Source organism: Chitinophaga oryziterrae, assembly GCF_009758125.1.
Lineage (GTDB): Bacteria > Bacteroidota > Bacteroidia > Chitinophagales > Chitinophagaceae > Chitinophaga > Chitinophaga oryziterrae.
Genome location: NZ_WRXO01000002.1, coordinates 559,297 through 579,236 on the forward strand (window position 1 = coordinate 559,297; position 19,940 = coordinate 579,236).

At 44.9% G+C, this 19,940-nt stretch carries 20 protein-coding genes; all 20 read left to right on the plus strand.

The features are described 5' to 3' along the window. The first annotated feature begins 3 nt into the window (after positions 1–3). Positions 4–1,230, plus strand: a complete 1,227-nt coding sequence (locus GO495_RS09920) for a beta-ketoacyl-[acyl-carrier-protein] synthase family protein (protein ID WP_157299523.1) — start codon at positions 4–6, stop codon at positions 1,228–1,230. Between the two features lie 263 nt (positions 1,231–1,493). After that, complete coding sequence (locus GO495_RS09925) at positions 1,494–1,751, plus strand: acyl carrier protein (RefSeq protein WP_157299524.1); 258 nt, start codon at positions 1,494–1,496, stop codon at positions 1,749–1,751. After that, entirely contained in the window at positions 1,751–2,641 is an 891-nt protein-coding gene (locus tag GO495_RS09930) for an LpxL/LpxP family acyltransferase (RefSeq protein ID WP_157299525.1), read from the plus strand. The genes GO495_RS09925 and GO495_RS09930 overlap by 1 nt, the downstream gene beginning before the upstream one ends. Positions 2,642–2,648: 7 nt before the next feature. After that, positions 2,649–3,068 carry a hotdog family protein gene (locus GO495_RS09935; RefSeq protein WP_157299526.1) on the plus strand — a complete coding sequence of 140 codons (420 nt, stop codon included), beginning with the start codon at positions 2,649–2,651 and terminating at the stop codon, positions 3,066–3,068. A gap of 13 nt (positions 3,069–3,081) precedes the next feature. Next, complete coding sequence (locus GO495_RS09940) at positions 3,082–3,828, plus strand: hypothetical protein (RefSeq protein WP_157299527.1); 747 nt, start codon at positions 3,082–3,084, stop codon at positions 3,826–3,828. A gap of 116 nt (positions 3,829–3,944) precedes the next feature. Continuing rightward, positions 3,945–4,397 carry an acyl-CoA thioesterase gene (locus GO495_RS09945; RefSeq protein ID WP_157299528.1) on the plus strand — a complete coding sequence of 151 codons (453 nt, stop codon included), beginning with the start codon at positions 3,945–3,947 and terminating at the stop codon, positions 4,395–4,397. Beyond that, positions 4,394–5,536, plus strand: coding sequence for a beta-ketoacyl-[acyl-carrier-protein] synthase family protein (locus tag GO495_RS09950; RefSeq protein ID WP_157299529.1), 1,143 nt, complete (start codon positions 4,394–4,396; stop codon positions 5,534–5,536). The genes GO495_RS09945 and GO495_RS09950 overlap by 4 nt, the downstream gene beginning before the upstream one ends. Before the next feature lie 22 nt (positions 5,537–5,558). Further along, positions 5,559–6,626, plus strand: coding sequence for a methyltransferase (locus GO495_RS09955; RefSeq protein WP_157299530.1), 1,068 nt, complete (start codon positions 5,559–5,561; stop codon positions 6,624–6,626). 34 nt (positions 6,627–6,660) lie between these two features. After that, on the plus strand, positions 6,661–7,905 hold the full coding sequence (locus GO495_RS09960; protein WP_157299531.1) for an NAD(P)/FAD-dependent oxidoreductase: 1,245 nt from the start codon (positions 6,661–6,663) through the stop codon (positions 7,903–7,905). Between the two features lie 5 nt (positions 7,906–7,910). After that, complete coding sequence (locus tag GO495_RS09965; RefSeq protein WP_157299532.1) at positions 7,911–8,471, plus strand: 3-oxoacyl-ACP synthase; 561 nt, start codon at positions 7,911–7,913, stop codon at positions 8,469–8,471. Positions 8,472–8,477: 6 nt separating this feature from the next. Next, positions 8,478–8,738 carry a phosphopantetheine-binding protein gene (locus GO495_RS09970; protein ID WP_157299533.1) on the plus strand — a complete coding sequence of 87 codons (261 nt, stop codon included), beginning with the start codon at positions 8,478–8,480 and terminating at the stop codon, positions 8,736–8,738. Further along, a complete protein-coding gene (locus GO495_RS09975; protein WP_157299534.1) occupies positions 8,738–9,934 on the plus strand; it encodes a beta-ketoacyl-[acyl-carrier-protein] synthase family protein in 1,197 nt (398 codons plus the stop codon). Before GO495_RS09970 ends, GO495_RS09975 begins: the two co-directional genes overlap by 1 nt. Positions 9,935–9,936: 2 nt before the next feature. Next, positions 9,937–11,004 (plus strand): beta-ketoacyl synthase chain length factor, encoded by a 1,068-nt coding sequence (locus GO495_RS09980; protein WP_157299535.1) that lies wholly within the window; start codon positions 9,937–9,939, stop codon positions 11,002–11,004. Further along, positions 10,998–11,774, plus strand: a complete 777-nt coding sequence (locus GO495_RS09985) for a polysaccharide deacetylase family protein (RefSeq protein WP_157299536.1) — start codon at positions 10,998–11,000, stop codon at positions 11,772–11,774. Before GO495_RS09980 ends, GO495_RS09985 begins: the two co-directional genes overlap by 7 nt. Next, positions 11,767–12,402 (plus strand): flexirubin biosynthesis/transport protein LolA2, encoded by a 636-nt coding sequence (gene lolA2, locus GO495_RS09990; protein WP_157299537.1) that lies wholly within the window; start codon positions 11,767–11,769, stop codon positions 12,400–12,402. Before GO495_RS09985 ends, lolA2 begins: the two co-directional genes overlap by 8 nt. Then, positions 12,380–12,991 carry a flexirubin biosynthesis protein LolB2 gene (gene lolB2, locus GO495_RS09995; RefSeq protein ID WP_157299538.1) on the plus strand — a complete coding sequence of 204 codons (612 nt, stop codon included), beginning with the start codon at positions 12,380–12,382 and terminating at the stop codon, positions 12,989–12,991. The genes lolA2 and lolB2 overlap by 23 nt, the downstream gene beginning before the upstream one ends. Continuing rightward, positions 12,991–13,356: an ApeI family dehydratase gene (locus GO495_RS10000; RefSeq protein WP_157299539.1), complete on the plus strand. Its 366-nt coding sequence runs from the start codon at positions 12,991–12,993 to the stop codon at positions 13,354–13,356. Before lolB2 ends, GO495_RS10000 begins: the two co-directional genes overlap by 1 nt. Position 13,357: 1 nt before the next feature. Then, positions 13,358–14,569, plus strand: coding sequence for a DUF2062 domain-containing protein (locus GO495_RS10005; protein WP_157299540.1), 1,212 nt, complete (start codon positions 13,358–13,360; stop codon positions 14,567–14,569). A 7-nt stretch (positions 14,570–14,576) separates the two neighbouring features. Next, positions 14,577–18,431, plus strand: a complete 3,855-nt coding sequence (locus GO495_RS10010) for a 1-acyl-sn-glycerol-3-phosphate acyltransferase (RefSeq protein ID WP_157299541.1) — start codon at positions 14,577–14,579, stop codon at positions 18,429–18,431. Beyond that, positions 18,428–19,936, plus strand: coding sequence for a phytoene desaturase family protein (locus GO495_RS10015; protein WP_157299542.1), 1,509 nt, complete (start codon positions 18,428–18,430; stop codon positions 19,934–19,936). Before GO495_RS10010 ends, GO495_RS10015 begins: the two co-directional genes overlap by 4 nt. Positions 19,937–19,940 lie beyond the last annotated feature (4 nt).

Here is a 19,940-nt window from a genome sequence, read left to right on the forward strand (position 1 = left end):
GATATGAAGAGAGTAGTGATCACTGGCTTGGGAATCTATTCCTGTATAGGCAAAAGCCTGGAGGACGTAAGGGATTCATTGTACAAAGGGAAATCTGGTATAATACTGGACCCGGCCAGGAAAGCTTATGGCTACCGGTCCGGTTTAACCGGTTTTGTAGACAGACCCGAACTGAAAGGACTGTTAGACCGTCGCGCCCGGATGATGATGCCGGAGCAGGCGGAATTTGCATATATGAGTACCCGCGATGCGATGGCACAGGCGGGTATCGACCCGGATTATATAGAGAAAACAGAAGTTGGTTTGCTGTTTGGGAATGACAGCTCTTCCAAACCGGTGATAGAGGCAACCGATATTATGCGGGAGAAGAAGGATACCATGATGGTGGGATCGGGTTCTGTATTCCAGACGATGAACTCTACCGTAAACATGAACCTGGCTACTATCTTTAAGCTGCGCGGGATTAACTTCAGCGTAAGTGCGGCCTGTGCAAGCGGTTCCCATGCCATTGGCCTGGGATATACCTTTATCCGTAACGGAATGCAGGATTGTGTGATTTGCGGAGGCGCCCAGGAAGTGAACGTTTACTCCATGGGCAACTTCGATGCGATTGCTGCATTCTCTGTAAGGGAATCTGATCCTGCAAAGGCCAGCCGTCCGTTTGACAGGGACCGTGACGGGCTTGTACCAAGTGGCGGTGCGGCAACGGTGATCCTGGAAAGCCTGGAATCTGCGCAGCGCAGAGGGGCAAAGATCCTGGGAGAGGTGATAGGTTACGGTTTTTCTTCTAACGGAGCGCATATCTCCAACCCTACTATAGATGGTCCGGTACGTTCCCTGCAGATTGCTTTGCAGGATTCCGGACTACAGGCACGTGATATCGGGTATATCAATGCGCATGCTACCAGTACCCAGGCGGGTGATGCCAGTGAGGCCGCTGCACTGGACCTGGTGTTTGGAGAGTCCAAACCTTATATCAGTTCCACCAAATCCATGACCGGCCACGAATGCTGGATGGCGGGTGCGAGTGAGATCGTGTACTCCATGCTGATGATGCAGAACGGGTTTATAGCCCCTAATATCAACCTGGAGAATCCTGATGGAGCTGCTGCGAGATTAAATATTACAAATTCTACTATTAATAAAGATTTTAATATATTTTTGTCTAACTCTTTTGGCTTTGGGGGTACTAATTCATCTCTCATCGTCCGTAAATGGGATAATAAATAATTAATTAACTGTCAACACTTTAGAGAATTATCGCCTCAACATGCAATCTGCAGGTCCATATTGTGCACTTAACTGCCGGGATATTTACTAACTTTGAGCGGGAATAATCATCATAACGTATTGACCAGGCGAACTATAGTTAAAGTTAAAGGATCATTTAAGGGGATACAGGGCGGGTAATGTCACAGCATTTTATAATTAATCAACCTGATTATTTTAACTAACAATTTTGTTTCAACCTATATCTCAGAGTTACACTTATTATGGAGAAGAACGAGATCATATTGACCACAAATGCATTCCTGGTAGAGGAATTTGAAGCTAATCCTGAGAATATCAAGCCGGAGGCCAACCTTAAGATAGTATTGGACCTGGATAGTCTTGATTATATAGACCTGGTAGTTGTTATTGAGAATAACTTCGGTTTCAAGGTTAACCCTGAAGATTTCCAGTCAATTATTACGTTCCAGGACTTCTACGACTATGTAGGCACTCGTGTAAAACAAAAAGAACTGGTATAATGTCTTCCTGGGAGGGGAAATCCAAAGGAAACAAGCTGGGGTACAGTATTTTCATTGGGATTTTGCGTTACGGAGGAGTAATGCCCGCATATGTATTGTTAAGATTTGTGGCGGGATACTACTTTTTGTTTTCTTATAGTTCTTCACGCCCCATTTTTCAATACTTTCATACAAAAGTCGGATACGGCTGGTGGAAATCCTTATACAGTGTATACAGGAATTACTACGTATTCGGACAAGTGCTGATAGACAAGGTTGTTGTCATGTCAGGCTTATCCAACAAATTCACTTTTGAATTTGAGGGGGAAGCCTATCTGCGTGAAATAACCGCTGCGGGTAAAGGCGGTATCATGCTCAGTGCTCACCTGGGTAACTGGGAAGTGGCCGGGCACTTGTTTCAGCGGCTGGAAACAAGGATTAACATCGTGATGTTCGACGGAGAACACGAACGTATTAAAAAATATTTGTCGTCTGTTACAGGAGAACGGAATGTGAATATTATTGTTATTAAGGATGATTTATCGCACATTTACGCCATTAATGATGCCCTGAGCAAACAGGAACTGGTGTGCATGCATGCGGATCGTTTCCTGGAAGGCAATAAAACGGTGACGATACCATTCCTGGGACAGGATGCTAAGTTCCCGGCAGGTCCTTTCCTGCTGGCTGCTACATTCCGTGTACCGGTATCACTGGTGTTTGCCTGTAAAGAATCAAATACGCATTACCATTTATATGCCACCAGGCCAAGGGAATACAACGGTCGTCGCAGGCAGGGGATAGAACTGGCTGCACAGGATTTTGTAGAAGAAATGGAAGCCATCGTGAAGAAGTATCCTGAGCAGTGGTTTAATTATTATGATTTCTGGGACTCGTCCAATCCAAAATAAACTGATTATGTTCATCCACACAGACAACATTACAGAGTATATTCCTCAACGCCCGCCTGTGGTGATGATCAGCGGCCTGCTGGAAGTTAAGGACAATATTACCCGTACCGGTCTGCAGATCGCAGCCGATAACCTGTTTGTTGAAGAAGGTAAACTGATGCCTCCCGGCTTGCTCGAAAATATGGCGCAGACAGCTGCTGCCAGAGTCGGTTATGTTGCCCAACAAGAAAATACACCCGTACCTATTGGCTTTATTGGAGCCGTGAAAGATTTTGAAGTATTTGAACTGCCGCCAGCCGGCTCATTCATCGAAACTATTACCGAAATCCAAAGCCAGGTGTTCAATGCCACTATGGTAGCGGCTAAGGTAATGCTGGATGGAAAACTGATGGCGCAATGCGAACTAAAGATTTTCATAAACCCATAAACCCCCGATTTTTATGATGTATTTTAAAAGACACATGTGGTGTTTCTTTTCATTGCTGTTATTAAGTCTGGCCACCCGGGCTCAAACCCTTAAAGAATTTTACAATAGTGACACCATTCCGCTCACTTATCTCGGCGTAGACTTTTCCCTGGCTAAAGTACAGGGAGAAACAGCTATCGCCAGCCAGATGCGTGACAAGTTCGAAGAGATCAATAACGTGGTCACCAACGAACCGAAGAAGTACGATATAGCCGGTTCTTTTAAAAGGACCCGTGTTATAAACGAACTGTCTGCGGTGAATAAGCTGAATGCTGCCAGGAACACAGAGACACTGAAAGTAGATGATGTGCCGGCAATGGAAAAGGATAGTGTTAAAATAGCTGATATCGCGAAACATGTGAAATCATATGAACTGAGCGGGAAGAAAGGCATTGGGCTGGTATTTATCATGGACGGCATGAGTAAAACCAATAAGGAAGCTGCTATGTATGTTACGCTCCTGAACCTTTCTAACAAAAAAGTATTGTTTACTGAACGTATGACGGGTAAAGCACAGGGATTCGGTTTCCGTAACTACTGGGCTTACACGGTATACAAAGTATTACATTCCATAGATAAGGATGATTACGCCGACTGGAAGAAAGAAGCATTGGCTGCTCCTGATGAAAAGGAAGAGGTGCTGGAAGTGCCTAAGAAAGCAGTAGATACGTTGAAAACAACGAAACCTCCCAAGGCTAAGAAAGTAGTGAAAAAGGGGTAGTAACTTAGTTTGATTTTGGGTGCAGGGCGAAGCCCCCCCTCAATTTTTTAGTGATGGAGCTTTGCTCCGTCACTAAAAAATTGCTCTCTGAGAATGTTCGCATATAAAATATAAACATGAGCCCTGTATTAACAGAGAGTGCCAATATACTGGTAAAGTTTAATGAAGCAGATCCGCTGGGGATAGTATGGCATGGCCACTATGTGCGTTATTTTGAAGACGGGAGAGAGGCTTTCGGCGAGAAATACGGCTTGCGTTACCTGGATATTTATAAGGAAGGATATACAGTGCCTGTTGTAAATGTACAATGCAGTTATAAACGCTCTTTACGTTATGGCGACCGTGTTATTGTAGAAACTAAATACATCAATACCGCAGCTGCAAAGATCAGTTTTGAATATACGCTCTTTAATGCGGCAACGGGAGAACTGGTGGCAGAAGGCAGCTCTTTACAGGTATTCCTGGACGCGGCTACATCTACCCTGCAACTGACCATCCCCCCGTTTTTTGAAACATGGAAAACAACGCATGGGCTTATACCTCCTCCAATTAATGTGAAAAGAAGATGAAAAGCGTGTATGTAGTTGCTGACAATATTTTATCTCCTTTAGGCAGAACTACCGAGGAGAATTTTTCTAATGTCTCCAGCGGGCAGAGTGGTATACAATTGCAGGATAACAAAGCATTGTATACACAACCTTTTTATGCGGCTATGCTGCAACCCGGGCAACTGGAAGCGTATTGGAACGAGGATAGCCCCGATAGCTATACGAAGTTTGAACAACTGCTGATCTTGTCTGTGCAGACCGCATTGGACAGAACAGAGATAGATATCACTGACGGACGTACGGCATTTATCGTGTCTACTACAAAAGGGAATATTGAACTGCTGGAACAGCATCCGTCTGATCCTCCCTTGCAGGAGATGGAACTATTTCATACAGCTAAAAAAGTAGCGGCTTATTTTGATTACGAACAGGACCCTATCGTAGTGAGTAACGCCTGTATTTCCGGACTGCTGGCCATATTAACGGCCCGCAGACTGATTTTGTCCGGGCGTTATGATCATGCAGTGGTAACAGGTGCGGATGTAGTCACTCAGTTCGTGTTATCAGGTTTCCAGTCGTTCCAGGCAGTAAGCAGTGAACCGTGCCGCCCGTTTGATGCTGCCAGGAAAGGGGTAACACTGGGAGAAGGGGCCGGCACCGTGATCTTAACATGCAAAGAAGAATACATACCCGCCAATGCCATCCTGGTAGGAGCAGGGGCGGTGAGTAATGATGCCAACCATATTTCCGGCCCTTCACGCACAGGTGCAGAACTGAGCCAGGCAATGGTAGCGGCCATGAAAAACAGTATGGTGAACAGTACTGATATAGGTTTTGTTTCAGCACATGGTACAGCTACACTGTATAACGATGAAATGGAATCTAAAGCATTACAACTGGCAGGTTTGCTGGACACTCCTGTAAACAGTCTGAAAAGCTATTACGGGCATACATTAGGAGCCGCAGGATTAATAGAGGCCATCATAGGCATGCATGCCTTGCAACAGAACGTAGTGGTCCCTACGCTGGGGTTTGAAACACTGGGTGTAAGTGAACCGGTGAAAGTGAGCAGTGAGATGCTGCATAAAGAGATGAAACATTTTTTGAAGACAGTGTCAGGATTTGGCGGATGTAACGCTGCAATGGTATTTTCCAAATAAACGGGTACTTGATAATTGTAATATGGAGCTTTTTACAAAAGAAACGAAGACAGCACTACAGGCACAGGAAGCCGCATTAAGACTGGCATTTGCGCCTATAGCATTCCAGGCTACCCGCGCATTACGCGATATGGGCATCCTCCAGGTGATCAGCGATAGCGGTACTAAAGGGCTGACTATCGAGGAAGTACTGGAAAAGGTAAAAGTAACCCGTTATGCTGCCCGTGTACTCATGGAAGCAGGGCTGGGCATGGAACTGCTGATCGTGAACAATAAGAGATATTCCCTTACCAAAACAGGCTATTTCATCCTGCATGATAAGCTGACCCGCATCAACATGGACTTTACCCAGGACATCTGCTACCGTGGGATGGACCATCTGCAGGAAAGCCTGATAGAAGGAAAACCTGCCGGGTTGAAAGAGCTGGGCCCCTGGGATACCATTTACCCCGGACTGCCACTGCTGCCGCCCAAAATCGGCAAAAGCTGGTACGACTTTGATCACTACTATTCCGATCTCGCTTTCCCGCAGGCATTACAGATCGTATTTGAAAATAAACCCCGTAAACTGCTGGACATTGGTGGTAACACCGGTAAATGGACACTGGCTTGTACCGCCCATGATAAAGAGGTACAGGTAACCATGTTCGATCTACCGGGTGAAATCGAAATTGCATCGCAAAGAGTGAAAGATGCCGGCGTTGCTGACCGCGTATCTTTTCATGAAGCCAACATCCTGGATGAAAGCTTACCTTTCCCTGCTGGTTTTGATGCTATCTGGATGAGCCAGTTCCTGGACTGCTTCTCTGAAGAGCAGATCGTATCCATTTTAAAACGTTGCGGAGATGCACTCACAGAAACCGGTACTATCTATATCCTGGAACCTTTCTGGGACAGACAGCCGTTTAAGTCAGCCGCTTTCTGCCTGCAACAGACATCCCTGTATTTTACCGCTATGGCCAATGGTAACAGCCAGATGTACCATACAGATGAATTTTTCCAGTGTATTGATCAGGCAGGATTAAAAATTGTTGATGAAAATAACCAGATGGGACTAAGTTACACATTGCTGCAATGCAAAAGAAAGTAGAAGCCACAACTATTACCACTAAACCCTACAATTTATGACTACAGAAAAAGTGGATGTATTAGTAATCGGTGCAGGTCCTGCCGGAACTGTAGCCGCATCCATTATTCATCAGGCAGGTTATACTGTTAGAATTGTCGAGAAACTAAAGTTCCCCCGCTTTGTTATCGGAGAAAGCCTGTTACCCCGCAGCATGGAAGCCCTGGAAGAAGCTAAATTCATTGATGCTATCAAAGAGAAAGGCTTCCAGGAAAAGTTCGGCGCCAAATTCGTAAAAGGCAATGCCGTATGCGACTTTACTTTCAAAGAACAACATACACAGGGCTGGACATGGACCTGGCAGGTTACCCGTGCAGACTTTGACAAAACCCTGGCAGATACCGTAGAGAAAATGGGTGTGCCCGTTTCTTACGAAACTACTGTGACAGACATCAAATTCAACGGATCTGATTCTGTGACAACTGTAGAAGATCTGCAAGGCAACAAACATGAAATAGCAGCTAAATTTATAGTGGATGGAAGTGGTTATGGCAGGGTAATTCCCCGCCTGTTCAACATGGAACGTACTTCTAATCTGCAACCCCGCAAGGCATTATTTGCCCATACGGCAGATGTCCGCCGCTCTATGGCCGATGAGCCTAACCGTATTACGGCCGTGGTGCATAAACCCGGTGTATGGATCTGGATCATTCCATTCTCCACAGGTGTTACCTCTGTAGGTTTTGTGGGCGATCCGTCGTTCTTCGCGGAATATCCGGGTACACCTGAAGAACAGTACCGTGCGATGCTGGAAGCTGAACCCTATACCCGCGAACGTTTCCGGGGTGTAGAAATGGTGTTTGAACCAAGAATACTGGAATCCTGGTCTGCTACCACTGATAAGTTCTACGGAGACGGATTTGTACTCACCGGTAATGTTACCGAATTTTTAGACCCTATCTTCTCTTCTGGTGTAACTTTGGCCTGTGTATCTGCACAAACAGCGGCAAAGCTGGTGATACGCAAATTAAAGGGAGAGCCTGTAGACTGGGAGAAAGAATATATGGAACCAACCATGCAGGGTGTGAACACATTCCGCTCTTATGTGATGGCCTGGTACGAAGGTACACTGGATACCATTTTCTTTTCTACAGATCAGGACCCTGCTATCAAGAATCAGATCTGCTCCGTATTGGCCGGTTATGTGTGGGATGAGACCAACCTGTATGTGAAAAATCACGATACAGCATTGAAGCGCCTGGCCCGTACTATTGAATTAACGCAAATATTAAAACAGGAATAAAAGGATTGGGAGAGGTATCTATCACAGCAAGTTGTATAATCCGGCAGCACCGGATCTACCGGAATGATGAGTTGCTATGGGAAGCATCGCAGGACCTGAATCTGCAGGATTTCCTGCGGGCGGCGTACGACCGCTTTTCCGGGCAGTATCCGAAGTTCCATAAAATGGACCATTTGTGCAAGCTGGGCTGGCTGGCCGCAGAAGTACTGCTAAAAGAGCCACTGGATTACCCGCCGGCAGAGGTGGGACTGATACTGGCTAATAAGAGTGCCAGTCTGGATACAGACCTGCGTTATTACGATACGGTAAAGGAGTTCCCGAGTCCTGCATTGTTCGTCTATACCTTGCCCAACATTGTAATGGGAGAGATCAGTATCCGTCATGGTTTCAAAGGAGAGAATGCCTTTTTCACTTCGGATCATTTTGATACAGAGTTGGTTATGTCTTATGTGCAGCAGCTGTTTGATGAAAATGCAATAGGGGCCGCACTTTGTGGATGGGTGGAAGTGATGAACGAGCAATATGAAGTAATTTTGCACCTGGTTGAAAAAGAAAATAAATTATAAACAGACATGGAAAAATTGATGGCGGCGCTGAAAGCCCAGATCGTAGAGCAACTGAACCTGCAGGAAGTGAAACCGGAAGAGATCGGAGACGATCAGCCTTTGTTTAAAGAAGGTCTGGGACTGGATTCCATTGATGCGCTGGAACTGATCGTATTGTTGCAGCAGAATTATAACATCCGTATTGCCAACCCGGAACAGGGTCCTGAAATATTCCGTTCTGTACGTACAATGGCAGAATTTATTACGGCCCACCAAACTAAACAATAATGGCCTGCGAAGTATGGATCGGCGGTGGTGGCGTTATTTGCGGGATAGGGGATAACCTGCCTGCATGCATAGAGGCCTTCAGGAACATGGCTACCGGTGCCGCTACGATGGAATACCTGTCGTCTGCTCACCGGGGTACTTATCCTGTAGTGGAAGTGAGAGCGGATAATGCGACGCTTGCTGCCCGTGCAGGTATGCCGGCCCATATCAGCAGAACGGCGCTACTGAGCAGGATTGCTGCACAGGAAGCCTGGGACAGTACCGGGCTGGGTGAGATCAGAAACTACCGTGTAGGATTCGTTTCGGCCAATACAGTGGGAGGGATGGATAAGACGGAAGAGTTCTTCGCAGATTATCTGAAAGACCCGCAGAGCGGTCAGCTTAGCCAGGTGGTGAACCATGAATGTGGCAGCATTACCGAACTGGTGGCCGATTCGCTGGGAATCCGTCATCACGTTACCACTATCAGTACAGCCTGTTCTTCCGGAGCCAATGCACTGATGTACGGGGCAAGGCTGATCAGGAATAACATGGTGGATGTGGTGATCGCAGGAGGTACGGACGCCCTCACACGTTTTACCCTCAATGGATTTAATACGTTGATGATACTGGACCAGGAATCCAGTCGCCCGTTCGACGATACCCGCAAAGGGCTGAACCTGGGTGAAGGGGCTGGTTATGTTGTACTTGTAAAGGATACGCTGAAAGAACTGATACGTACACCCTGGTGCAAACTGAGCGGCTTTGCGAATGCTAATGATGCGTATCACCAGACAGCCTCCTCTCCTGAAGGCATAGGTAATTACCTGGCCATGAAAGGAGCGCTGGAGATGAGCGGATTAAAACCGGAAGAGATTGATTATATCAACCTGCATGGTACCGGTACACAGAATAATGATTCATCGGAAGGACTGGCGATCGAACGCCTCTTTGCTCCTCATTATCCGCCGGTAAGCAGTACCAAATCATTTACCGGTCATACGCTGGGCGCCAGTGGTGGTATAGAGGCGGTGTTTTCCGCACTGGCAGTAAGAGAAGGATATCTTTATCCCAATGCCAACTTTGGCACAAGGATGAAGGAAGTTCCTTTTACGCCGGTAACAGCTTTTTCAGAAGGTAACAAGGTGCATCATGTGATGTCTAATTCATTTGGCTTTGGCGGTAATTGTTCCAGCCTTATATTTTCAATCGGCTAAGTATGAGTATCTATATACAAGGAACGGGTTGTGTGTCGCCGCTGGAAACAGCTGCTGAGGGGCTGTTCCCGGCTGTGGTTAATCCCGCTTACGATGGTGCACGCCTGAAAGTAAGTGATCCGGACTATAAACAATGGATAGACATTAAACAGATACGGCGTATGAGCCGTATCATTAAAATGGGCGTGGCTGCGGCTAAACTCAGCTTACAGGAAGCTGGTGTGGAGAAGCCGGATGCTATCATCACCGGTACTGCTTATGGCTGCCTGGATGATACCGGTGTATTTCTTACGAAGATGATCAATCAGCAGGAAGAAATGCTGACGCCTACTTCGTTTATACAATCTACGCATAATACCGTGGCCGGCCAGATAGCTTTGATGCTAAGCTGTCATGCCTACAATAATACATTTGTACATAAAGGATTTTCTTTTGAGAGTGCGTTGCTGGATAGTATCATGATACTGAAAGAAGGAAAATCCAAACATATCCTGATGGGTGGGATGGATGAACTTACCACACATAGTTTCAACATTATCTCCCGCTTTAACCGGTTTAAAAAAGAACCGATAACTCATACTGAGTTATTGCATAGTACTACTCCCGGTACTATTGCCGGTGAAGGTGCTGCCTGTTTTGTACTGGGTACTGAGAAAGGGGATAACAGTTATGCAAGATTGACCGGATTGACTACTTCTTATAAGCCGGGAAGTACAGCGGAAATTGCCGCAGATATCATTGCATTTCTTGCCGTACATGAAATAACACAGGAAGATATAGACCTCCTGATCACAGGACGTAACGGAGACAGTGAAGAGGATGTATGGTATGAACACGTGGAAAGTACATTGTTCCCCGGTCAGGCAGTAGGTTGTTTTAAACACCTGTGCGGGGAATATCCTACAGCATCCTCTTTTGGCATGTGGGTAGGATGTAAGGTATTGTCTTCCGGACAAGTGCCGGCAACTGTTTTGTTCAAAGGCAAAACACGGGAGAAAATAAAGAAGGTCCTGATTTATAATCATTATAAGGGAACACATCATTCCCTGATACTTTTAACCGGATGCTGACACATCGTAATATAAATATCATTTTGTTTGTAGTCCTGGCGGCTTTGCTGCTGGTAAACTATCTGTGGCATCCTGTGCCATGGTGGATATTCGTATTATTGTTTTTGCCTTATTCGGGAGCATTGGTATGGGGAGCTATGAATGTACGGTCCGGGTTTTTTATGCCGGTAGTATGTGAAGGGAATACTACAGAGAAAGTAGTTGCGATTACTTTTGATGATGGCCCTTTATTACAGCATACGCCGGAGATACTGGACATATTAAAGCAACAGAATGTGCCTGCTGCTTTTTTTTGCATAGGGAACCGTATAGCGGGGAATGAATCTTTATTAAAAAGGATAAATGATGAAGGCCATGTAGCGGGTAATCACAGCTACTCGCATCATTTCTGGTTTGATATGTTCGGTGCGGATAAAATGCTGGCAGAGTTACAACTGACAGATGATACGATTGAAAAGGCCATTGGTAAAAGACCCCGTTTCTTTCGTCCTCCTTATGGTGTAACGAACCCTAATTTAAAGAAGGCTGTAAAGAAAGGGAAATATACTTCGGTAGGATGGAACATCCGTTCCCTCGATACCGTAGTAAAACAACCGGAAGAACTGATGCAGCGTATTACACCTTTCATTAAACCAGGCGCTGTTATCTTATTACACGATTCTATGAATGTGACAGTACAGACATTACCTGCATTGATAGATCACATACATAAAGAAGGTTACCGGATAGAAAGAATTGATAAGTTATTAAATATACCCGCTTATGCGTAGATGGATTTTATTACTGGGTTGTATCGTTTGTGCGATACATACACAGGCACAGACTGCCGGTTATAAGGCAGTACAGGATGTGGCTACTTTTAAACAGCAGTTTGCAAAAGCATCACAGGCTACACAATCTATACAGTGCGATTTTGTGCAGGAGAAAAACCTGAGTATGCTGTCTGATAAAATTGTTTCTAAAGGAAAGTTCTGGTTCAGAAAAGATAATAAGGTGAAGATGGAATACCTGACGCCGTCTTATTATCTGCTGGTGATGAATGGCAAGGATATCAAAACAAAAGACGGACAGAAGGAAAGTCATGTTTCCACTAAAGGCAATAAACTGTTTGAACAGATCAATAAAATTACGGTGGATTGTGTGCAGGGAAATGTATTGGACAATACAGATTTCAAGACGACCATCCTGGAGAATGCACAGAATTATTTACTGGAACTTACACCGGTAAATAAAGCATTATCCCAGTATTTTAAATCTATTCATTTATTGGTAGATAAGAAGGATTACTCCGTATCCACTATACAGATGTATGAAACAGGAGGAGATGATACCAGCATCAACTTTTTACGTAAACAACTGAATGTAACTATTCCTGATGCGGTATTTGCTGTTAAGTAGCCTGTTACTGATAACGGGTTGCACATCTGTTTATAAAGGACTGCGGCCAGCAACAGGGGATGTACACTGTATAGAACAGTTCCGTCCTCAGTTTGCTAATACGTTGTACAGTACACAGGTAGATGTAATGAAACATCACCTCAGCGGATTGCTCTTTTTCAAGCAGATGCCTGACAGTAGTTTAAGAGTAGTGTTTGCGAATGAGATGGGATTTAAATTCTTTGATTTTGAGTTTACGAAAGAGGGTGGTTTTGTAAAACATTATGTGTTGCCTAAGATGGATAAGAAAGCAGTCGTGAAAACCTTACGGGGCGATTTTGAACTGGCCTTACTAAGACCGGATTTACAGCAGGCCACCATTAAGCGCGACAGTAACTACCAGTACATTGTAGTGCCTTCTGCTAAAGGGAATAATTATTATATCACAGATACGATGTGTACTCAGCTGATGCATATAGAAAAATCATCCCGTCGCAGGCCGGTGGTGAAAGCATGGCTAAGTAGTTATAAAGCAGGTGTACCGGATTCAATAGAGATCAGGCACCAGCAGTTTAAATTTAATATTTCACTACAACGCGTACAGAAGTAATGTTAATAGGAAAACTATATACACTGGAACAGGAAGAAACCGTTGAAGGCGGCGGTACTTTCAGAATTGTATGGAATGCACAGCATCCCGTATTTGAAGGGCATTTTCCCGGTCGGCCGGTAGTGCCCGGCGTTTGCATGATGCAAACCATTACAGAACTGCTGGAAAGATCATTACAGAAAAAGGTGATCATTAAGAAGGCTTCCAATATGAAGTTCCTGAACATGATAGACCCTGTGATAAATCCACAGACAGATATCACACTGCAATACAAAATACAGGAGAATGAATTAAAGGTGACTGCTACCCTTAAATTTGAAACCCTCACTTTTATGAAGTTCCAGGGAACATTTGCAGAGATATAACATGACGGACAATATCACACATAATGAACAGTTCACCGCTTTGAAAGTAGCGGTACTTATCCCAACCTACAACAATGCCAACACACTGGGGGCTGTATTGCAGGATGTATTGTCGTATACCTCTCATGTCATCGTCGTGAATGATGGCAGTACGGACCATACAGCTACTGTACTGGACAACTTCCCGCAAATACAGCGGGTAGATTATTCACCTAACCGTGGCAAAGGTATTGCGCTGCGCAGGGGCTTCCGTTATGCATTGGAGCAGGGCTATGACTACGTGATTACGATGGATGCGGACGGTCAGCATTTCGCTTCCGACCTGTTAGTGTTCATGGCGAAACTGCCTAAGCATAAAAGACATATCATTATAGGGGCGCGTAACCTGCAACAGGAAAACATGCCCGGCAAAAATACATTTGCCAATAAGTTCTCTAATTTCTGGTTCTATGTGGAAACAGGATTGAAGGGGCCTGATACACAATCAGGATATAGATTGTATCCTGTCTATGCCATGCAGGGGATGCATTTCATGTGTACAAAATATGAGTTCGAAATAGAGGTGCTGGTACGTTGTTCCTGGAAAGGAATAAAGATTAACTGGGTGCCGGTGAAGGTATACTATCCGCCTGCGGACGAACGTGTGTCACATTTTCGCCCTTTCAGGGATTTCTCCCGCATCAGTATATTAAATACAGTACTGGTATTAATCGCCTTCTTATACATCAAGCCCCGCAACTTTATCCGCTACCTGTTTAAGAAGGATAGCTGGTACAGCATGTGGCATGATCACTTCCTGAACAAGCATGAATCAAACGCAATGAAGGCGGTTTCTATAGGCGTAGGCATCTTTATGGGCATTGTTCCCATCTGGGGCTTACAACTGATCACCGCAGTGGCGGTAGCCGCTTATTTCAGGCTCAATAAGGCGTTAGTGCTGATTGCCTGTAATATCAGTATGCCTCCACTGATTCCGTTCTTTATCTATGGCAGTTTTGAAACGGGGAAGTTATTCGTGCCCGCAGATACTGCTATTACTATTACTGATAACCTTTCTATAGAAGGACTGAAAAAAATGCTTTCGCAAAACGGACTGCTGAACGCAGTACAATATTTTGCGGGTGGCACCATGCTGGCAATCGCAGGAGGCTTAATGGGCTTTACCATTACCTGGTTGTGTCTGAAGGTGTTCAGGCCGGCTGCTAATAATTAAATCTTGTATGGGGACATTCTTTGTAAGCATATATAATTTCTTTGCACGTCATAAAGGCTGGCTGTGGACATGTACCATTGCCAGCTTTTTACTGGCGGGCTTTTTCGCGTCCCGTATCAAGCTGGAAGAAGATATTACCAGGATCCTGCCACAGGATAAAACACTGGACAAACTACAACAGGTCTTCAACGATTCCCGGTTTGCCGACAAACTGGTCATCACCATCTCTCAGAAAGATACTTTACAGACGGCACAGCCGGATAGCCTTACTGCTTTTGCACATGAACTGTCTGACAGTGTGATAACCACCTTGTCGCCTTACGTCAAACAGATGCAGACGCAGGTGGAAGATGCAGCAGTACTGGACCTGATGCAGGTGATACAGGACCATTTACCGGTCTTCCTGGAAGAGAAAGACTACCATACCATTGATTCCCTGATAACGCCACAAAGGCTGCAACAGACACTGGAGAATAACTATCGCACGCTCATCTCTCCGGCAGGACTGGTAGTAAAGAAAGTCATCTCCACTGATCCGGTAGGTATGTCCTGGCTGGGGATCAAAAAACTGCAGCATCTGCAATATGACGAGCAGTTCGAGTTGTACGACGGGTTCATCATGACAAAGGACCATCAGCACCTGATGATGTTCATTACGCCTGCTTTCCCACCCAGTGCAACCGGTAAGAATGCTGTTTTCCTGAAGAAATTACAATCACAGATAGATTCCCTGCAAAAACGCTATCCGCAGATAGAGGCATCCTTCTTCGGCGGTACGGCTGTTTCTGCCGGTAATGCACAGCAGTTGCGCCAGGATACCATGTTAACACAGGGTATTACGGTCGTATTACTGGTAGTGCTGATTGCGTTATTTTTCCGTAAGAAACGTGCTCCGCTGCTGGTAATGTTACCGGTAGTATTTGGCGCATTGTTCTCTTTGGCCTGTGTGTATCTCATACAGGGAAGTATCTCTGTTATTGCACTGGGAGCGGGAGCCGTCGTGTTAGGTATTGCAGTGAATTATTCCCTGCATGTATTTAATCACTACAGACATTTACCGGATATCCGGGAAGTGATCAAAGACCTGGCTACACCAATGACGCTGGGCAGCTTCACTACTATTGGCGGGTTCTTATGTCTTGAACTGGTAAAGTCACCTATCTTACAGGACGTAGGGTTATTTGCGGCGCTCAGTTTAGTAGGGGCTGCGTTGTTCTCCCTCATCTTTCTGCCACACTGGATCGTACTGGGGAAACAACCCGGACATGCTCCTGCGCATTCTCATAACTGGCTGGATAAAGTAGCTGCTTACAAACCTGAGAAAAACAAATATTTAGTAGGCGTCATCCTGATACTTACAGTTGTATTCTTCTTTACTGCAAGGAAAGTAGGTTTTGAAAGTGATATGATGCGCATGAATTTCATGCGACCCGAATTAAAAGAAGCAGAGAGGAAGTTCAATACCGTAAATGCTTATACCGCACAATCTGTTTACCTCGTCACTGACGGTAATAATTTGGAAGAAGCGCTGCAACATAGTGAACAAATGTTGCCATTAGTACAGCAGTTACAACAACAGGGTATTGTTAAGAAGTCTGCCGGTGTAAATGCATTGCTGATATCTGAAAAAGAACAACAGATACGCATTGACAGATGGAAACAGTACTGGACTGCAGAGAAGCAACAACTACTGATAAACTATCTGCGTGAACATGGTCCGTCTGCTGGATATAAAGCTGCTGCTTTTGATCCTTTTGCCGCCTGGTTGCGCAAGGATTTTACGGTGGTGCCGGATGAAGCATTGCATACCTTACGTGCGGGGCCGTTAGGAGATTTCATCACAGAGAAAAGACATAAGGTATCAGTGGTTACTTTGCTGAAAGTAGACCCTAAGCAAAAATCAGCAGTATATGAGAAGCTGCAACACGATCCCAATACGACCGTACTGGATAAACAATATGTAGCGAACAGGCTGGTACAGGTGATGCAATCGGAGTTTAACAGCATTGCATGGATGACATCATTGCTGGTATTCTTTGCATTGCTATTGTCTTATGGGCGTATAGAACTGGCATTGATCACGTTTATACCTATGCTGGTAAGCTGGGTATGGATATTAGGTATCATGGGACTGTTTGGTATCCGCTTTAATATCGTGAACATCATCCTCAGCACTTTTATATTTGGTTTAGGAGATGATTACAGCATCTTTACCATGGATGGATTATTGCAGCAGTATAAGTCGGGCAAGGAAGAACATCTCTCTTCTTTCCGTTCTTCTATCTTCCTTTCTGCAATTACTACCATCCTTGGATTAGGTGTGATGATCTTTGCAAAACATCCATCCTTACAATCTATTGCACTGATCTCTATCATTGGTATCAGTTGTGTGGTATTGATATCTCAGGTATTAATTCCCTTCCTGTTCAACTGGCTGATAACAAACAGAACGACTAAAGGCAAAGCTCCCTGGACATTATCCGGTTTAATAAAATCCGTTTTTGCTTTCTCCTTTTTTGTGATGGGCAGCCTGTTATTAACTGTATTGGGTTTTGTGCTGATCAAATTAAACCCTTTTAATAAAGAGAAAGGCAAAGTAATATATCATACGCTCTTATCTGCTTATACGTGGGCCCAGATTTATATCATGGGTAATGTGAAAAAGCAGATCATCAATCCATTAAACGAACAACTGGATACACCTGCTGTCATCATCAGCAACCACCAGTCATTCCTCGATATTCTCGTATCTACCATGCTGCATCCGAAAGTGGTCCTGCTCACGAATAAGTGGGTATGGAACTCACCGGTATTTGGAGCGGTCGTCCGCCTGGCAGATTACTACCCGGTAGCAGAAGGCGCAGAAGGCAGCATAGAAAAGCTGAGAGACAGGGTAAAACAGGGTTATTCCATTGTAGTATATCCGGAAGGCACCCGTTCTCCTGATGCGGTCTTAAAACGTTTCCATAAGGGCGCATTTTACATAGCGGAACAACTGGGACTGGATATCCTCCCTATCCTGTTGCATGGTACTGCTTTTACCATGGAGAAAAATGATTTCCTGCTGAAAGATGGTACTATTACGGTAAAATATTTACCAAGGATAAAGGTGAATGATACCAGTTGGGGAGATAATTATTCAGCCCGTACCAAACAGATCAGCCGTTATTTCAAAGAGGAATATGAAGTATTGAGAGCAGCCACAGAAACGCCTGCTTATTTCCGTCAGCAACTGATCTATCAGTATATCTACAAAGGTCCTGTGCTGGAATGGTATATGCGGATCAAAACAAAGATGGAGAATAATTACGAACTGTTCCATCAACTGCTGCCGGAAAAAGGCCGTATTCTCGATATTGGTTGCGGATATGGTTTCCTGAGTTATATGTTACAGTTCATGTCCCCGGACAGGCAGATCGTGGGAATAGATTATGATGAAGATAAGATCAGCACGGCACAGCATAACTACATAAGAAGCGAAAGACTTAATTTTGAATGCGCAGATATTACAAACTATACGTTTGATAATTATGATGCGTTCGTAATTAGTGATGTACTGCATTATCTGCCATCAGAGGACCAGGAAAAAGTACTGGCGGAATGTATCCGCCATCTTAATCCCGGCGGAGTGATTGTAGTGCGTGACGGAGATCTGAACCTGGAAAGAAGGCATGAGAGGACCCGTTTAACAGAGTTCTTTTCTACTAAGCTGATCGGATTTAACAAAACACAGAATGAGTTGTCTTTCTTCTCTTCCACCCGCATGCGTGAAATAGTTACACGGTACGGCGCCACCATGGAACAGATAGACAACACGAAATATACATCCAACGTTATTTTCATCATTAAAAAAGCCCCATGAAACAATATGATGTAATCATTATCGGAAGTGGCCTTGGAAGCCTGGTATGCGGTGCCGTACTGGGCAAGAACGGGTATAGTGTCTGTATATATGAAAAGAACAGGCAGATTGGTGGTTGCATGCAAACTTATGCGCGCGACAAAACCATCATCGATTCCGGTGTGCATTACATTGGCAGTCTGGACGAAGAGCAGGCGCTCTGCAAGGTATTCCGTTACCTCGGTATTATGGATGCCATGAAACTGAAACGCCTGGACATGGACGGTTTTGACCATATCCATTTTAAAGACGAAGACAAAGTATACAAACATGCACAGGGATATGATAACTTCATTGAACAGCTGGCAAAGGAATTCCCTAAAGAAAAGGATGCCCTGCATGCTTACTGCGGGATGATGAAAGATGCCTGTAGTAAATTCCCCTTGTTCAACCTGCGCACAGGAGACTTCAGGGAAAAGGAAAAGATACTGGGGATAGATACCGCAGGCTATATCCGCAGTATTACAGACAATGAGCGTTTACGGCAGGTACTGGCAGGTAATAACCTGTTGTACGCCGGTGTAGAGAATAAAACACCTTTTTATGTGCATGCCCTGGTGCAGAACAGCTATATAGAAAGCGCCTGGAGATGCCTGGATGGGGGTTCGCAGATTTCCCGTGGATTGAACAGAGTGATAAGAGAACAGGGGGGAGATATCATCCGCAATGCAGAAGTAAAAAGCATAGTGGGGAAAGATGGTTTGGTAGAGTATATCAGACTGGCTGACGGACAGGAGATCAGCGGGAAATATTATATCTCCGGATTACATCCTTCACAGACCATCGCCATGACGGAAAGTGATAGCCTGCGTGGCGCTTACCGGTCAAGGATTGCCAACCTGGAGAATACTCCCGGTACCTTTATGATCAATGCGGTACTGAAACCGGGTAAATTCCCTTATCTCAATTACAACTATTATCACCACGCATCAGACAATGCCTGGGCGGGTGCTGATTATACAGCCGATACCTGGCCTCAGACCTTTGGGATGTTTGTCTCTGCGGGTGTAGGGAAAGATCAGTATGCAGACAACCTTTGCCTGATGACCTACATGCATTATGATGAAGTTGCGGCCTGGCATGATACCTTTAGCACAGATAGTTTTCCGGATACAAGGGGAGACGACTACCAGGCTTTTAAAAAGGAGAAAGCGGCAAAGCTGCTGGAAATGGCGGAAAAGCGTTTCCCCGGATTGAAAGACAGCATACACGCTTATTACGTGGCTACACCACTCACGTTCCGCGACTACCTGGCCATGCCGGAAGGAAGCATGTACGGGGTAGTGAAGGATTGTAATGATCCGTTAAAAGCATTTATTTCACCCTCTACCCGTTTACGTAATTTGTATCTTACAGGACAAAATATGAACTTACACGGGATACTCGGGGTTACTATGAGTTCCCTGGTTACCAGTGCAGAACTGGTGGGCATGGATAAACTGGTAAATGATATTATAGAAGCATAACAAA

Excerpts from the sequence above, each read along its gene's own strand:
- GO495_RS09920 (WP_157299523.1), top strand. The coding sequence starts at position 4 with ATGAAGAGAGTAGTGATCACTGGCTTGGGAATCTATTCCTGTATAGGC.
- GO495_RS09925 (WP_157299524.1), top strand. The coding sequence starts at position 1,494 with ATGGAGAAGAACGAGATCATATTGACCACAAATGCATTCCTGGTAGAG.
- GO495_RS09930 (WP_157299525.1), top strand. The coding sequence starts at position 1,751 with ATGTCTTCCTGGGAGGGGAAATCCAAAGGAAACAAGCTGGGGTACAGT.
- GO495_RS09935 (WP_157299526.1), top strand. The coding sequence starts at position 2,649 with ATGTTCATCCACACAGACAACATTACAGAGTATATTCCTCAACGCCCG.
- GO495_RS09940 (WP_157299527.1), top strand. The coding sequence starts at position 3,082 with ATGATGTATTTTAAAAGACACATGTGGTGTTTCTTTTCATTGCTGTTA.
- GO495_RS09945 (WP_157299528.1), top strand. The coding sequence starts at position 3,945 with ATGAGCCCTGTATTAACAGAGAGTGCCAATATACTGGTAAAGTTTAAT.
- GO495_RS09950 (WP_157299529.1), top strand. The coding sequence starts at position 4,394 with ATGAAAAGCGTGTATGTAGTTGCTGACAATATTTTATCTCCTTTAGGC.
- GO495_RS09955 (WP_157299530.1), top strand. The coding sequence starts at position 5,559 with ATGGAGCTTTTTACAAAAGAAACGAAGACAGCACTACAGGCACAGGAA.
- GO495_RS09960 (WP_157299531.1), top strand. The coding sequence starts at position 6,661 with ATGACTACAGAAAAAGTGGATGTATTAGTAATCGGTGCAGGTCCTGCC.
- GO495_RS09970 (WP_157299533.1), top strand. The coding sequence starts at position 8,478 with ATGGAAAAATTGATGGCGGCGCTGAAAGCCCAGATCGTAGAGCAACTG.
- GO495_RS09975 (WP_157299534.1), top strand. The coding sequence starts at position 8,738 with ATGGCCTGCGAAGTATGGATCGGCGGTGGTGGCGTTATTTGCGGGATA.
- GO495_RS09980 (WP_157299535.1), top strand. The coding sequence starts at position 9,937 with ATGAGTATCTATATACAAGGAACGGGTTGTGTGTCGCCGCTGGAAACA.
- GO495_RS09985 (WP_157299536.1), top strand. The coding sequence starts at position 10,998 with ATGCTGACACATCGTAATATAAATATCATTTTGTTTGTAGTCCTGGCG.
- lolA2 (WP_157299537.1), top strand. The coding sequence starts at position 11,767 with ATGCGTAGATGGATTTTATTACTGGGTTGTATCGTTTGTGCGATACAT.
- lolB2 (WP_157299538.1), top strand. The coding sequence starts at position 12,380 with ATGCGGTATTTGCTGTTAAGTAGCCTGTTACTGATAACGGGTTGCACA.
- GO495_RS10000 (WP_157299539.1), top strand. The coding sequence starts at position 12,991 with ATGTTAATAGGAAAACTATATACACTGGAACAGGAAGAAACCGTTGAA.
- GO495_RS10005 (WP_157299540.1), top strand. The coding sequence starts at position 13,358 with ATGACGGACAATATCACACATAATGAACAGTTCACCGCTTTGAAAGTA.
- GO495_RS10010 (WP_157299541.1), top strand. The coding sequence starts at position 14,577 with ATGGGGACATTCTTTGTAAGCATATATAATTTCTTTGCACGTCATAAA.
- GO495_RS10015 (WP_157299542.1), top strand. The coding sequence starts at position 18,428 with ATGAAACAATATGATGTAATCATTATCGGAAGTGGCCTTGGAAGCCTG.